The following is a 14422-nucleotide window of genomic DNA, read 5'->3' as shown; positions in this document are numbered from 1 at the left end:
CAACAAACGGCGCATTCCGTCAGCGGGTGCGCCGTTTGGCGTTTTTCATCTCCACCCTGACCCGCTCTCTTCTCCAGAGTGTTGTTATTCCGCCTGTTATCATCCATTCAGGCAAGAGAAGATAAACAATTTTTCTGTTTATCTTCTCAAAAACAGCCCAACACGTCTTAGCGAGCGCCGTCATGATTTCACAGGTCTTAATTCGAAATTATAAAAATATCAAAGATCTATCTATCGGCTTCAGCTATGCGCAGAAAAAAGCTCCCAACGGCTACGCTGACTTGCCGACACTACCCTTTATTGAATCCGTTGGATTTCGGCTTGTTCCCTGCATGGCACTATTCGGTCCGAATGCCTCCGGCAAGACGAGCGTCATTCAGGCAATCGCTTTGCTCGCCTTATTCGCGCAAAACAATCCGTTTTTTCACCCCCTGCGTCTTTTTCAGCCTTATCTGCTCAAAGAGCACGCAGCTCAAACTACCTGTATCGGACTTGAGTGGACTGACCGCGAACAGCGTTTCTGCTATGTCGCACAGGTCGCGGCAGATCGCATCGTCGAAGAAACGCTTCTGGTTGGCGGCATGCAGAAATTCTCCATTCGCGACGGCGAAGTCTTTTTAGCGCATGCTGATGGATGGGAAGAAGTCGAACGAGGGATGCGCCTTCAGTGCTTCGATGCCTCGACCAAAAAGCAATTGCGTGCTGCACTCCCCGTCATTGCCGCAAGCTTCCCGGGTTTTGATTCGGCAATCAATAAAGCCTTCCACAGTCTCACCACCCGGATGATCTATTTTGATCAAAGCATTCCGACAGGCAGCGGCGTCAGGCTGCTTGCAAATACTTTCGATTTGCCGACGGAACAGGAACGAGAGAATGCTGCTTTAGCTTTGATCTCCAAATATCTGCAGAAGCTTGACGTCCGTATTCGCCGCATCGAAATGGAGAAACCCATCGAGCCTCATAACCCTCTGGCTCCCGAAGCACTGCGGCTTCTTCCTGCTTTCGCAAAAGACAAGGCTTCTCCAGCCTTCTCGGAGCCTGAATTTAAAACCTTTCACCAGGCAGAAAACGGAACAGAAATCCCCTTCAGTCTGCGGATGGAGTCCCGCGGCCTGCAGAAGCTCTTCAACCTGCTTTCATTCCTTTTGACAGCCGTTCGAAGCGGAGGCACAGTCATTGTGGATGACTTTGATGCTTCCCTCCATCCAGCCTTGATGAATGAAATCATCAAGCTCTTCCAGGTTCGCGACTTCAATACTAAAAAAGCTCAGTTTATCTTTACATTGCATAATCCGGAGCTTCTCTCACCGGATCAGCTGTCAGTGTCTGAAATCGCTTTCGTATCTCAAAACGGTTTCAGTGGAACGAATATTCGAAGATTATCGGATTTTGAAAAAGAGCGCAACGTCAATAACTTCAGAAAACGCTATTTGATGGGATATTACGGCGCCATTCCCTCAGCCTTCATTTAATTGCCGCCACTATCGCTGGAAAGTATTTTTCAGCATCCGGCATCTCACGCGGAATCTAACGGACCTAACAGTTAGATTGTAAGATTTTTTACGTCACTCTTAGATTCACTGAACTGCAATGAAATTTTTGATGTGAGATCATCTATTTGATCCTGATTGAGGCCAGGAAAATCTGAAAGAAAAGTGCTGGGTTTGCTTTCAACTCACCATGATTCCCTCGCTCAGCAGATCTCGCCCGAGCGTACGAAGCCTGTTGCAGCGCGCGATCTGGCCATCACTCTTTCGAAGACAAGGTTCCGCCGTCCGATCGAATCCCGGGCACGAGAAGCTGCGGGCGCACGCCTCTGCGGGTGCAATAGTCGTACACCCACTTTCGGTCCGTGCTTGGAACGCAGTGCGTTCGGGCAGCCATGATGCCGTCGAGGCAGTGGGCGCGTTCTCTTCGATGCCTCCACGCGCTTGCCGCATCCGCGAGGATGACCGGGCTTTTTGATGCGTGACACAACCAAAATACACATCTAGTGTTAATTAATATACATAAGATGTGTATAATCATCCCTGTAACTTGATAGGAGGCGTTATGACAAGCGCAGAAATGATCAAGTTACTTGAACGACTGGGATGGAAGGTGGTTCGCCAAAGCGGATCACATATCCAACTCAAAAAGGATGGAGTCGAAAAACTGATCACCATCCCTCATCCTCGTAAGGACCTGAAGAAGGGCCTTGTCGAGGATGCGAAGAAAATCGCAGGCATCAAGTAACGATCTAAGCAAGAGGGGCAACCCCGCCCCTTTCGCGACTGCATTAGCGCGCCTCGAACAACTAAGAGCGAAGGAGTTCTCATGAATTACGTTGTCGCGATCGAGCCGGGAGATGCAGATAATCCCGACTTTGGCGTTATCATCCCCGACCTTCCCGGTTGCTACTCTCAAGGGGACGATCTTGATCAAGCCATCCGAAACGCGACTGAAGCCGCCGGACTCTGGCTTGACACCGCTTTCGACGAGGGCAGATCGGCTCCGAAGGCCACTCCGTTTGCCACGCTTTATGCTGAGCATCCGGAATGGCACAACTGGATTTGGGCGGTTGTTGAGGTTGATCTCAGCAAGCTCAGCGATAAGACAGAGCGCATCAATATCACCATCCCTCAGCGCGTGTTGCGCCGCTTGGACGCGACGGCTCGTGCGGCTGGAGATTCAAGATCAGGCTATATCACTCGCATGGTTATGAGTGGAAATTGGACCTAATTAACCTATCCGAGGCCTCCTAGGCGCTTGTCACTCGGAAATATAAGGGCTTCTCTTCGGGGAGGCCCTTTTCTTTTGGAGCTTCAGGAGCAAAAGTTGGTACGTTATAACGCGGCAACCGCATGCGGATCACGTTCTCACTGAAATCCTTCGGGTACCGGTACTGGTTCGTTGAACCCTTGACGCGGAAGGTTTCCTTCTTGAATTCCCGGTGCCACTAGCTCACGGTGTTGACGGAAAGATCAAAAGCCTCCGGGGCTATCATCGCCCGTTGGTTCCATGAGCTCTCGGACGCTTTTTCACGCCGTCTTCCACCACTCCCGGGTGCCCTTTCTCAGCGCAGGATCGAGCGCCACGGCCTCTCCGATCTCAGGCGTGAGGAGCGAAAAGCCTTCCGCTTTCGTGGTCGCGAGCGCCCGTTCGAGAGGCTCCTGCCACGAGTGGCGGCTCAGGCAGAACTTGGAATTGTGCATGGCGAGCACCGCTTCCGGGCGAATGACCTCAAGCGCCTCTCCCCAGGCTTTGGGAAGAAGATGCACGCCCGGCCAATCCTCGTTGTACTGCCCGTCTTCAAGAAGCGCAATGTCGATCCTCGGGAACATTTCCCGGATCTGCGCGAAGTGCCTTCCCCAGCTCGTGTCGCCCGAGTGGTAGACGTTCACGCCGTTCGTAGAAAACATGTAGCCCGCCCAAAGCGTTTCGTTGCGCTTAAAGGTCCGGCCGGAGAAGTGCTGCGAGGGAAGCGCCGTAATCGTAAGAGGACCCGCCTTCGTGGCCTCGAACCAGTCGAGCTCCGTGATGCGGTCGGTCTCCCAGCCCCAGGCCTCGAGGTGCGCGCCGACGCCTAAGGGGCAGACGGCTCTTTTGACGCGGGACCTGAGCTCCCGCACCGTTTCGTAGTCGAGATGGTCGTAGTGATCGTGCGTGATGACGAGGAGGTCTGCGGCCGGAAGGTCCTGAGGCTGATAAGCATCCGCCCCGGGGAAGGGCTTATAGAACCCTGGGAGCGGAAATGCCTGATGCAGCGCCGGGTCGATAATGACCGAAACCCCTTCCATCCGGAGGAAGAACCCGGAATGACCGAGCCAGACGAACTGGTTCTGCGGGAGCTGAGCAAGATCCGTCTTCATGTGCGGCAGGATGCCGACGGGAAACCGCGCAGGGTTCCTGTCGAAGAGGAATTCGCTCATGATCTCGAACTGCGAGCGGTTCGCAGGGGGCGCCGCCATCGGATCGAGATTCTGAAACTGGCCTTCCGCCCAGTGAGGAGACGCCATCATGCGTCTCAGGCGCTCGCCCTCGGGCTTTCCGCCAAAGTCCGGTCTCGTCATGACGGTTCCGCCCGCGGCGGCTGAAACCGCAGCGAGTCCAAGAAAGGCAATTCCGCCGCGAATCAGTCTGCGACGACCGGAACTGATCTGAGCCATGGGTTGAAGCGCTCCTCTCTAAAGCAAAACAAAAGTGGATCGTGACACAACGCTATTTTCGCTTCAGTCGTCTATGCAAAATTGCCTGATTTCATTATTTCCTTTGCAAAAACGATCATTTCTTCTGCGGCGGAACCCGAAAAGCGGCCTGATTCTCTCGATTTGGCGCCCAATGACAGCTCTGCGGATTCAACAGAAATTTTCCGGCATCTCCCGTGAGGGGTAGAATTCATTGATTCTCTTCGGACGATCATGCGCATGCCCGCATGCGCGCCCTCAACGTTTCATTTTCAGGAGTTCATCAGAATGCGCCTTATTCTTATCGGACCGCCGGGTGCGGGCAAGGGCACGCAGGCCAAGTTCATCTGCCAGAAGTTCGGCATTCCGCAGATTTCGACGGGCGACATGCTTCGCGCCGCCGTCAAGGCTGGCACGCCCCTCGGTCTTGCCGCCAAGGAAGTGATGGACAAGGGCCAGCTCGTCTCCGACGACATCATCATCGGCCTCGTCAAGGAACGCCTCTCGCAGCCCGACTGCGCGAACGGCGCCCTCTTCGACGGCTTCCCCCGCACGATCCCGCAGGCTCAGGCTCTGCGCGACGCGGGCGTTCCGATCGACTACGTGCTCGAAATCAGCGTTCCTGACGCTGAAATCGTCGAGCGCATGTCCGGCCGCCGCGTGCATCCGGCTTCCGGCCGCACGTACCACGTCAAGTACAACCCTCCGAAGGTCGAAGGCAAGGACGACGAAACGGGCGAACCCCTCGTGCAGCGCGACGACGACCGCGAGGAAGTCGTTCTGAAGCGCCTCAAGGTTTATCACGACCAGACCGAAGCGCTCGTGGGCTTCTATGAAGAGCTCGCGAAGTCGGGTGCCGCTGATGCGCCGAAGTATCGCTCGATCTCGGGCCTGGGCTCGATCGACGCGATCACGGAACGCGTCTTCAAGGCGCTTGCCTGATTGGCTGGGGAAACTTCTTCAAATCTTTTGTTTACATAGAATTTCAGAAGTTTCCCTCAAGCCCCCGCTTCAAGAAAGGCCGCTGGAATTTTTCCCGCGGCTTTTTTGCATTTTGGGCTTCGGATGCGCTCTAATTTGAAAGCATTCCCCTCAAGGCGGCTTTCCCGACAACCGCTTCTCCTTCCTCTTATCCTGAGGCTTCCTGACTCATGAGTTCCATCATTTCCACCCTTTCCGAAGAGGATCGCGAGCGCCTGATTCGCGAGCTTTCCGACCTCCTCGGCGCCGACCACGTCATTACGGATGCGGGAGAAATCAAAGCCGCGTCGCTCGATTCCCGCCGGCGCCGCCAGGGCGAGGCGCTTGCGCTTCTTCGTCCGGGAACGCCCGAAGAGGTTGCGGAAATCCTTCGCTTCGCCTCCAGAAATCATCTCGTCGTCATTCCTCAGGGCGGAAACACGTCGACGGTGGGGGGAGCCACCCCCAATCCCGAGAGCCCCCTGAATGCACGAACCCTGATCCTGCAGCTCTCACGCATGAACCGCATTCTCGGGATCGACGCCGTCAACAGCACGATGACGGTCGAAGCGGGCGCCGTGCTCGAGCGCGTGCAGACGGCGGCCAGGGAAGCCGGGAAGCTTTTCCCAGTCTCCTTCGCAGCACAGGGCACGGCCCAGATCGGCGGCATGCTCGCCGCCAATGCCGGGGGCGTGCACGTCGTCCGCTACGGGATGGCAAGGCGGAACTGCCTCGGGATTGAGGTTGTGCTCGCCGACGGCCGGATCCTCAACCTCATGCGAAGCGTGCGGAAGGACAATGCGGGCTACGACCTCAGGGACCTCTTCATCGGGTCCGAAGGAACGCTCGGCGTCATCACGAAGGCCGTTCTCGACCTTTCGGCGCTCCCTGCCGGACGCATTACGGTTTTTGCGTCTCTGGGGGAACTTCGCGCCGTCGAAAAGCTCTTCACGACGCTCGAAGACTTCGCAGGCCCCTCGCTCACCGCCTTCGAACTCATTTCAAAGCCCGCGCTCGAACCCGTCATTGCCGCAGGGAGAAAGGCCCCGATCGAGCCCTCCGACTGGATGGTGCTCTTCGACCTCTCCTATACGAAGCGCGAGGATCCTCAAGCCTTTGCGGAGAGCCTCACGGACGCCCTTTCGCCCCTCTTTGAGGACGGGACCCTCACCGACGCCGCCATTGCTCAGACGGAAACGCAGGCCGAAGCCCTCTGGACCCTCCGCGAGGAGATCCCGACCGCGGTCCGCGCGTCGGGCGGCAACATCAAGAACGACATCAGCGTGCCGCGGGGGAGTCTCTGCGCCTTCATTGAAGAAACCTACGCGCGGTTTGAAAAGGAAGCCCCCTGGCTCCTTCCCATGATCTTCGGGCACTACGGCGACGGGAACCTTCACTTCAACCTCGGCAGCAAACCGGAGCTCGGGCCCGGGTACTGGAAGGCGCACGAGCGCGAAATTCATCGCCTCGTCAACGACGAAGTGGTGAAGTTCGGGGGATCTGTGGCGGCCGAACACGGCGTCGGCGCCAAGATCCAGGTGCTCGAGCGCACGAAGGATCCGCTCGAACTCGAGCTCATGAAGAAGATCCGCGGCGTCTTCGACCCCGAGGGAATCCTCAACCCCGGACGGGTAGTCCGCTACCCTGAGGATGTCTGGCAGAACCCGAAGGAAGCCTGGGATTAAAGGACCGGAAACTGCATGACGGCGGGACGGGCTTCAGGGGGAGCGTTATCCCTATGTTTTCAGCGGTTGAAGCGCTTGCAATCGCCCGTCCGCCGGCCATAATTACGCAATCCGTCAATTCCTTTTCTTGAGGGAGAAGCGCCTTTACCCTGCACTTCTCCCCGGAGCCTCATTGATGCCTCTTACGTTCTCCCGCCGCCCGCTCATCGCGGCGGCTCTGTGCGCTGCGCTTCCCGGAGCCTCGCTTCTGCTCTCGGGCTGCGCCTCCACGCCGGTGGCTTCTGCCGTGCCCGCTTCCGAAGCGCCGCAGAAAAACAAAAAGCCCGAACCCGTGCTGATGCCGATGCCGACAATCGACGCCTTCAAGGGCGCCGGCATCTTCTACTTTGACGACAACGTCCGCACGCAGCTCTTCATCAAGGACAACATCGCCGTCAACGGCCGCTATGCCGTTCAGGAAAACTTCCCGCTCGGAAGCCGCCACGGCTTCACGTGGGGCGGCGGCGCGGCCGCCATTCTGAGAAACGGCTCGCCCCTCGATGCCCAGCGCCCGCTCTTTCTGACGCAGGGCAACAAGGGCCGCGTCGTCATTCAGTTTGAAGGGGGCGGCAGAAAGCCCCTCGCGCTTCAGGTGAAGCTCGTCGCCTACAGCCTCGAGGGGCTTCCCATCGGCCCCTACCTCGTCACGCGTCAGAATACGGCAACCCCGTCGGGCTACATCATCGCGAACCGCTACGTCTTCCCGAAGGGTGCGGTCGGCTACCGCGCCATGCTGATGATCGACGAGGACGAAGTGCTCGTTCCGACGAAGACCGCCTTCACGGGCTCCGACTCAATCGAAAACTTCTCGAAGCGCTTTACGCGCGACATTCCCTACTGCCTGCGCTACATCCCGACCCGCCGCTCGGAGCCTGTCGGCATGCGGTTTGCTCAGCCCATCACCAAGCAGACGAAGCGCGTGAAGGGAAAGCTCCAGGAAGTCGCTCAGTCGGGCGAAGCCCAGCTCATGAGCGTGAAGAAGGGAACGCTTTTCTGCCAGCAGGAAGGAAAGTCGCAGCTCTCCAACGCCCGCTGGGATCTGCGCTACATCAACGGCACGCGCGTCCTCTCCTTCACCTTCCCCGATGAAGTACGCTCCGCCGACTTCGGCATTCTGAATCAGCACCGCGATGCGCTCCGCCTCGCCTTTGCCGAAGAGATCTCGACCGAACGCAGAAAGACCGTGAAGAAGGTTCGTCCCGGCGTCGTCTGGTTGGGCGGCAAGGAAATCCTCGACGCCCAGTGGCGCTTCAACGAGGTCGCTGCCGACGCGATCTCGGACGCCATCGCGCGCACGAAGGATCTGAGAAAGGACTGGGAAGCCCAGAACGGGAAGAAGAAGTAACGCTTTCGTTTCCCAAAAATTTTCAAAGCCCGCTCTTCATCACGAAGAACGGGCTTTCTTCTTGCTCTGGAAGCACCCCGGAATTACTTTTCAGCGCCCGGACTTCAACGGGTTCCTGAGAATGTCAAGGGCCAGTGCCGCCTCATAGCGGGCGCCGACGGGAAGCGCCGCTTCGCTGTAGCGGTATGCCGGATGATGGTTCCGGTGCGGGTAGCCTTCCTCTGCGTTGCCGCCTCCCAGAATGACGTAGGCGGCAGGTGCGCGCTCGGCGAAATAGGAAAAATCCTCCGAAGCGCTCATGCCGGTTCCGACGGCGGCCTTTCCGGGAGGGAGGATTTCGCGCGCCACCCGAAGCGCGCGTTCAATCATCTCCGGATCCTGAATGACGGCGGGGCAGCCGGCAAGCCACTCAAACGCAGCGGTTCCGCCATTGGCTTCGGCAATGCCGCGGATCAGCGCCTCCACGCGGTCGTGAATCCGAACGCGGTCGTCCGGGTCCTTCGTGCGGATGTTGATGCCGATGCGGGCTTTCTGCGGAATCGCATTGATCACCTCGCCTGCCTGAAATACAGTGGGAGAAACCACGGCGAAATGATCGGGCGAGATGCTTCTCGACACGATCGTATGGAGCGCCATGACGACTTCCGAACCGATCATCACCGGATCAATGCCGCCTTCCGGCATGGAAGCGTGCGTGCCGCACCCGGTGATCGTCGCCCAGACGCAGTCGGAAGCAGTTGAAAAAGCCGGGACCGTGCAGACGCGGATCTGTCCGATCGGGTCATTCATGACGTGAAGTCCGATCACGGCGTCGACGCCCTTCATGACGCCGGCCGCAACCAGTTCCTTGGCGCCTCCCGGAGCCGACTCTTCGGCATGCTGAAAAATCAGGCGGACAGTACCCGAAAAGTTCTCGCGCTCTTTCATCAGAATCTTTGCCGCGCCGAGCAGCATCGCCACATGCGCATCATGGCCGCAGGCATGCGACACGCCCGGATTGACGGAGCAGAAATCGAGGCCTTCGGCTTCCGTAACGGGGAGCGCATCCATGTCGGCGCGGATGGCCACGACGGCAGGACGGACGCCCGCAAGAGCAGGAGCGAGTCCCGTAATCTCCGCCACGCGGCTCGTCGGCGTCGGCGCCGAAATATCGGTCACGCCCAGTTTCCGAAGCTCCTCTTCAACATAGGCTGCCGTCTCGGATTCGTGATAGCTCAGCTCCGGATGCTGGTGCACGTGGCGGCGCCAGCGGACAAGATCCGGAAAGAGCGGATCCTGGATTTGCGTTTCAGTCATGACCGTATACAGAAGAAGACGATGACGGGAAAGGTTAGCGCAAAGGAAGCGGCTTGGGGGAGGCGCGAAAAGCGCCTCAGACGCTCCGTCAGGCCGGAGGCGAGTCGCCCCAAGCGTGTCTGAAGCAGAGGCTGCGAACTTTCCTGCTTATTACTAACAGGTAGATTATTAGAAAAATAACGAATTCTATTAGAAAATCTGTTAGATTAGTGTTATTCGATCCCTCCACTATTCCACGACACACATGAAAGAAATACCAAAGGCAGAATCACAGACCGTAGAGTTCAAATCGCAGTGGACCGATGGCATCAAAAAAACACTGGTTGCGTTTGCCAACACAACAGGAGGAGATCTCTATATAGGAGTCGGCGACAATGGTGAAGTGATCGGTCTTCAAAACATCAATCGCGTCGAAGAACAGCTGATCTCCATGATCCGGGACAACATCGCGCCGTCTATTTTTCCCTTCACGCAATTTGAGCAGCTCTGCATCGACAGAAAGCACGTCCTCTGGGTTCATGTTGACCAGGGCTCGCAGCGGCCTTACGCGTTTGACGGCACCAACGCGGGTTCAATCTACGTCCGCATTGGCAACTCTTCCAGACCTGCCAGCATCGACGAAGTCTCTGAAATGGTGCGGACTTCCAACCCTACTCCCTGGGAGGAACGCATATCACCGGAGCAGGATCTCTCATTCAACAGCTTCCGAAGCTTTGCATTGGAGCGCAACATTGACATCGATCCACAAAAACATATTGGACTCGGTCTCTGGAACAAAAAAATCGGTCTCTACACCAACTTAGGGCTGCTTTGTTCGGATCAGAACCCATTTGAAATTGTGTGCATTCAATTTGCCGATCAGGATAAGCTGGAAATTCTGAAATCCGAGCGAATCTCCGGTTCCATATTCAAGCTTTTCAATGAGTCCTTCATCTTTTTAAAGTCCGCCACGGCTCGCGGCATGGAAAAAGCTGTAGGAAACAGTCTCAACAGGGAAGATCACTACTCCGTACCGATACCCGTTATTCGAGAAGCCCTGATCAATCTGGTCGCACATCGGGATTTCGGCCGGACGCCGCCATGCACGATCCACGTGACCCCGAAATATGTTGAGCTCTTCTCTGTCGGCGGATTGCCGGATTTAATGCCGGATGACATCTATCTTCGTCTGGCCACCAACTGCAGGAACAGCCGTCTTGCGGCCCTTCTGGTCAAATTAGGACTCATGGAAAGTCTGGGCACAGGATTCAATTTAATCTTCAATACGTATAAGAAACTGCTTCCTCAGGAAATCGTCATTATTTCGTCGTCTTCATTTGTTCTTCGCATCCCTCAGGCGCCAAAAATTACCAGTGAAGCGAATTCAGGCTGGCGAAGAGAATTGATAGAGCTCATGAACGACAAAGAAGCCATGTCTCGACAGGAAATTCAGGATGCGTGGCAGGTGAAGCAAGCCACCTGCATCAACAGATTGCGACAGGCTGCTGACGAAGGACTCATCGAGATCATTGGCAACGGGCGTAGCCGCAAATACAAATTAAATTCTGCCGTCTCCTAATCCTTGAGGTAGAAGTCAACGCGCATCAGGTCGGTTGCTTTCCAGGCATCATATGCCCTGCGCCAATTGGGTCTGATCATGAGATCCTCCTCAATGGGAATGACCTCAAGTTTCCCCGAAAGCTTTTCAGCCTGCTCTACCTATAGTCCAGTTACGGCGGGCGAAGCCCTGCCTGCCTCCCGAGCCACGTGGCGAAGAACGCGAGGCTTGGGGCGGAGCCTCAAGAAGTGCGCAGCGCGCACTTCAACAGCGCTTCATCAGCAAGATGAAATCGGCGTCTTGCTCATGGCATCTTGAAAGTGGATGCCTCTATTCAATTCGATATTCCGATTTTTAAAGAGCGTCGTCAACACTGCGGGGTTCAGGCCGACGCTCTTAATCGATGGGAACGGTGCTTAATCACCCGGGCGCGTTATGAGTTTCGGGGGAGCCGCGAAAATCGCCATCAGCCGGGTACATCTAAGAAAACGAGGTGCTTGTCCTCGGGAATCACCGCTATTCTCGACGAATAGGAAGTCAAAGCGCACGGATCCAAAGCCCGAAGAAAGGATCCTCGAACTCGTAATCTTCTTCGCGAACGATAAGCCCATCCTTCTTCAGGCGTCCGACAGCTGAATAGACCGTACTCACGGGAAAGGCATCGATATCCTGCAGTTTGTCTCCCCGCGCAATGTATTGAAGTGCAATGCGCTGCGGCATCGAGAGCTTCGTCCATACATACGAGTAGCCTGGCGAAACGCTGCGAATGATTGCCTCAGCAGCCGATTGCACGGCGGCCTTTTCGCCGATCCGTTCGTAGAGAACCCAGAAGCCGGAAGCAAGCTCTTGCGTATAAAACGGGTGGCACTTTGAGATATCAAGAATCTGCCGGGCAAATTCCTCAGACCGACTTCCGCAAAGCGGCGTCAATCTCTCTGAAAGGAATCGGTAGAAATCATCGTACGGGATGCGGCTGAGGTGCATGAGCGAGCCGAAATGAAAGAAAGGCGACCTAGTGTCCTCGAACATTGCGCGCATCATGCTTTCCTCGCTGCCGAGGAAGATGTAGTTGACGTTCTGGTGCATCTGCATGACCGCACGGAGCAGCCTGTCTGTTCCTGGCGCATAGTCGGCAATGTCCTGGAATTCATCGAGAATGACGATGAGGCGATTCTCGGGATCGCTCTTTTCGTTCATCAGGTTGAGCACATCCTCCAGAAGGAGGCTGCCGTCTTCAGAAGACCTGAACGACGCCTCCATCTTGTCGGTGCCCGGGTTGTAGGTGAAAGTCGGGCTCACCCGGAACCGCTTCAACCCATCCTTGATCCGTTCCCAGGGATGAACTTCTAAAAATCGATTCAGCAGGAGCCGGGCGAGGTCCGCGGCGCAGGCCGCCGCCTGAACGTTCACGAAGACGGACAGCCGGCTGGTTTCCCTAACGGCCTTTTGAACGAGACTCTTTTTGCCGCAATGACGGGGACCGATGAGGATCAGGTGATTGCGGCTTGAGATGATCTGCCTGACCCGAGGCAATTCATCTTGCCGATCGATGAAGTATTCGCCATCGACCACCGATCCGAACTTGAAAGGGTTTTCCATCTGCTGCATCAGCAACCTCATCACGATGTTTTAAGAACCAGCCATAACGAAAATTATCGTGACGAGTTTTGAAGTGTAAATAAGAACGATGATTATCGTGACGAAATGGTGCGCGGCAATCACACAGACGAGGTGCTCTTTTAGTCGACAAATCACTTTTTTACGGCGACTTTCCGCCTTATTCATGACCCCTTCATCAATTTTTAGGGTGATGCGCCGAGAGCATGGCCATCGGGAGCAAAGACGCGCGAAATAAGAGGACGCCGAAGCGCTCTTTGCCGATACATTTCGCATTCAGAGCACTCTCGGGAGCGCTCCCGGCAAGAGTCCCTGCCGGCCATCCCTTTCACATTCCGCGTGCATTCCGGACCATCACGCTTTCATTACAGCTCCCCCAAAAGAGGATCTTCAACATGTCTCTCGCCTCTCTCAAGAAGCACCTTTTCTGCGCGGCAGCAATGATGCTCGCCGCCGGGTCGTCCTTTGCCGCGGGCACGCTCACGATGGCAACGGAAGGCACTTTCCCTCCCTTTGAATTCCACGACAGCAAAACGAATGAACTGATCGGCTTTGAGCTCGATCTTGCGAAGGCCGCCGCCGACAAGATGGGCGCGACGCTCGACATCAAGGAATTCAAGTTCGACGCCATTCTCCCGGCGATCGTGAGCAACACGCTCGACTTTGCCGCCGCGGGCTTCGCAGTGACGCCCGAACGCGCGAAGCGCGTGCTCTTTTCCGATCCCTTCTACATGTCGGGCCTCACGATCATCGTCCCGAAGGGGAATCCCAAGGGCATCAAAAATTTTGACGACCTGAAGGGCCTCAACGTCTCCGTGCAGCTCGGCTCCATCAGCCACGACCGCGCAAAGAAGATCCCGGGCGCCAAGATCACGACCTTTGAGAGCGGCGCGGACGCGATGCTCAACATGATCTCCGGCAATGCCGATGCCGTCATCAACGCTCAGCCCGCGACGGACTACATGATCGTTTCGCGCCCGTCGCTTAAGACCAAGCTCGAGCGCCTCGACTTCGTCGCGGATGCCGTACCGATGGCGATGATCTTCCCGAAGAACCGCTCCGATCTGCAGAAAGCCGTCAATAAGGCGCTCGCTGAAATCCGCGCCGACGGCACGTACGAGAAGCTTCACATGAAGTGGTTCGGCCGTCCGAAGCAGTAATTGCATCGTTCCCGGCTGCACGCAGCCGCTGGCTCAGGCTCTCGAGGTCGAAAACCCAAATCTCGATGGGAACCTCAGAGCCGCTTCAAATGGGGAGGTCGTTGAGACCTCCTCATTTCATTTGACTTCCTCCTCGCCCTGAAGAACGAGGATTCCTGAATACGATTAACTCGTACTCCGGGTGGTTCCCGCTGATGGCGCGGAGACACTGAGGGGATCCCCAGCACCTTCCGCACTCACTGCACGGGCGATGCGCTTTTTATCGTGTGCGCTCGGGCTCATCCGTCCCTTCATCATCACATTAATCGAACCAACATTATGTTAATAATTGGATAATGTTGCTTATGGAAAGGCTTGTGTTATGTGAATATTTTTTCTTAACTTATTAATTTCACTGTAATAATTTCTTTCATTGTTGCAGATAAATTTTATCGCTCTCCATACCTCTCTAGCCAATGCAACAACGATGGATCGTCATTCCATTGTGCAGGTTCGTTATCTAACATATCTGTCTTAAGTTCATTGAGCGCTTTTCTCTTAGCTTCCGAATCTACTCTTGCATCAGGGCGATCGCAGAATCCGAAAAGTTAATGAGTGCTTCTCTTTGCAATTTTCAA

General features: G+C 55.9%; 11 protein-coding genes. 8 read left to right on the top strand and 3 right to left on the bottom strand.

The window, feature by feature from the left end:
* Positions 1 to 182: 182 nt before the first annotated feature.
* The 3 genes from Q0106_RS07275 to Q0106_RS07265 all read left to right on the top strand — a co-directional run bounded on the left by Q0106_RS07275 (position 183) and on the right by Q0106_RS07265 (position 2721).
* Positions 183 to 1472 (top strand): ATP-binding protein, encoded by a 1290-nt coding sequence (locus Q0106_RS07275; RefSeq protein ID WP_297610922.1) that lies wholly within the window; start codon positions 183 to 185, stop codon positions 1470 to 1472.
* Between the two features lie 580 nt (positions 1473 to 2052).
* Positions 2053 to 2235 carry a type II toxin-antitoxin system HicA family toxin gene (locus Q0106_RS07270; RefSeq protein WP_297610919.1) on the top strand — a complete coding sequence of 61 codons (183 nt, stop codon included), beginning with the start codon at positions 2053 to 2055 and terminating at the stop codon, positions 2233 to 2235.
* Positions 2236 to 2316: 81 nt separating this feature from the next.
* Positions 2317 to 2721, top strand: a complete 405-nt coding sequence (locus Q0106_RS07265) for a type II toxin-antitoxin system HicB family antitoxin (RefSeq protein WP_297610916.1) — start codon at positions 2317 to 2319, stop codon at positions 2719 to 2721.
* Between the two features lie 299 nt (positions 2722 to 3020).
* Here Q0106_RS07265 and Q0106_RS07260 read toward each other — a convergent pair whose 3' ends face one another.
* Complete coding sequence (locus Q0106_RS07260; RefSeq protein ID WP_297610913.1) at positions 3021 to 4148, bottom strand: MBL fold metallo-hydrolase; 1128 nt, start codon at positions 4146 to 4148, stop codon at positions 3021 to 3023.
* 306 nt (positions 4149 to 4454) lie between these two features.
* Here Q0106_RS07260 and adk point away from each other — a divergent pair, with 306 nt between their 5' ends.
* The 3 genes from adk to Q0106_RS07245 all read left to right on the top strand — a co-directional run bounded on the left by adk (position 4455) and on the right by Q0106_RS07245 (position 8195).
* A complete protein-coding gene (gene adk, locus Q0106_RS07255; RefSeq protein WP_139688669.1) occupies positions 4455 to 5108 on the top strand; it encodes an adenylate kinase in 654 nt (217 codons plus the stop codon).
* A 209-nt stretch (positions 5109 to 5317) separates the two neighbouring features.
* Positions 5318 to 6811: an FAD-binding oxidoreductase gene (locus tag Q0106_RS07250; RefSeq protein WP_297610910.1), complete on the top strand. Its 1494-nt coding sequence runs from the start codon at positions 5318 to 5320 to the stop codon at positions 6809 to 6811.
* A gap of 175 nt (positions 6812 to 6986) precedes the next feature.
* Positions 6987 to 8195 carry a hypothetical protein gene (locus tag Q0106_RS07245; RefSeq protein ID WP_297610907.1) on the top strand — a complete coding sequence of 403 codons (1209 nt, stop codon included), beginning with the start codon at positions 6987 to 6989 and terminating at the stop codon, positions 8193 to 8195.
* A gap of 90 nt (positions 8196 to 8285) precedes the next feature.
* Here Q0106_RS07245 and Q0106_RS07240 read toward each other — a convergent pair whose 3' ends face one another.
* The gene (locus Q0106_RS07240) at positions 8286 to 9491 is read right to left on the bottom strand and encodes an amidohydrolase (protein ID WP_297610904.1); all 1206 of its coding nucleotides are present in this window, start codon (positions 9489 to 9491) and stop codon (positions 8286 to 8288) included.
* Positions 9492 to 9735: 244 nt separating this feature from the next.
* Here Q0106_RS07240 and Q0106_RS07235 point away from each other — a divergent pair, with 244 nt between their 5' ends.
* Positions 9736 to 11049 (top strand): RNA-binding domain-containing protein, encoded by a 1314-nt coding sequence (locus Q0106_RS07235; protein WP_297610901.1) that lies wholly within the window; start codon positions 9736 to 9738, stop codon positions 11047 to 11049.
* A 516-nt stretch (positions 11050 to 11565) separates the two neighbouring features.
* Here Q0106_RS07235 and Q0106_RS07230 read toward each other — a convergent pair.
* On the bottom strand, positions 11566 to 12636 hold the full coding sequence (locus Q0106_RS07230) for an ATP-binding protein (RefSeq protein ID WP_297610899.1): 1071 nt from the start codon (positions 12634 to 12636) through the stop codon (positions 11566 to 11568).
* A 404-nt stretch (positions 12637 to 13040) separates the two neighbouring features.
* Here Q0106_RS07230 and Q0106_RS07225 point away from each other — a divergent pair, with 404 nt between their 5' ends.
* Positions 13041 to 13805, top strand: a complete 765-nt coding sequence (locus tag Q0106_RS07225) for a transporter substrate-binding domain-containing protein (protein ID WP_139688664.1) — start codon at positions 13041 to 13043, stop codon at positions 13803 to 13805.
* Positions 13806 to 14422: the final 617 nt, after the last annotated feature.

The sequence above is a fragment of the uncultured Sutterella sp. genome, from assembly GCF_937923675.1.
In the GTDB taxonomy this organism is placed as follows: Bacteria; Pseudomonadota; Gammaproteobacteria; order Burkholderiales; family Burkholderiaceae_F; genus Sutterella.
This window is presented reverse-complemented; position numbering and strand designations above follow the sequence as displayed.

What these genes read in the sequence shown, in the direction of transcription:
- Q0106_RS07275 (WP_297610922.1), top strand. Translation starts at nt 183, where the DNA reads ATGATTTCACAGGTCTTAATTCGAAATTATAAAAATATCAAAGATCTA.
- Q0106_RS07270 (WP_297610919.1), top strand. Translation starts at nt 2,053, where the DNA reads ATGACAAGCGCAGAAATGATCAAGTTACTTGAACGACTGGGATGGAAG.
- Q0106_RS07265 (WP_297610916.1), top strand. Translation starts at nt 2,317, where the DNA reads ATGAATTACGTTGTCGCGATCGAGCCGGGAGATGCAGATAATCCCGAC.
- Q0106_RS07260 (WP_297610913.1), bottom strand. Translation starts at nt 4,148, where the DNA reads ATGGCTCAGATCAGTTCCGGTCGTCGCAGACTGATTCGCGGCGGAATT.
- adk (WP_139688669.1), top strand. Translation starts at nt 4,455, where the DNA reads ATGCGCCTTATTCTTATCGGACCGCCGGGTGCGGGCAAGGGCACGCAG.
- Q0106_RS07250 (WP_297610910.1), top strand. Translation starts at nt 5,318, where the DNA reads ATGAGTTCCATCATTTCCACCCTTTCCGAAGAGGATCGCGAGCGCCTG.
- Q0106_RS07245 (WP_297610907.1), top strand. Translation starts at nt 6,987, where the DNA reads ATGCCTCTTACGTTCTCCCGCCGCCCGCTCATCGCGGCGGCTCTGTGC.
- Q0106_RS07240 (WP_297610904.1), bottom strand. Translation starts at nt 9,491, where the DNA reads ATGACTGAAACGCAAATCCAGGATCCGCTCTTTCCGGATCTTGTCCGC.
- Q0106_RS07235 (WP_297610901.1), top strand. Translation starts at nt 9,736, where the DNA reads ATGAAAGAAATACCAAAGGCAGAATCACAGACCGTAGAGTTCAAATCG.
- Q0106_RS07230 (WP_297610899.1), bottom strand. Translation starts at nt 12,636, where the DNA reads ATGCAGCAGATGGAAAACCCTTTCAAGTTCGGATCGGTGGTCGATGGC.
- Q0106_RS07225 (WP_139688664.1), top strand. Translation starts at nt 13,041, where the DNA reads ATGTCTCTCGCCTCTCTCAAGAAGCACCTTTTCTGCGCGGCAGCAATG.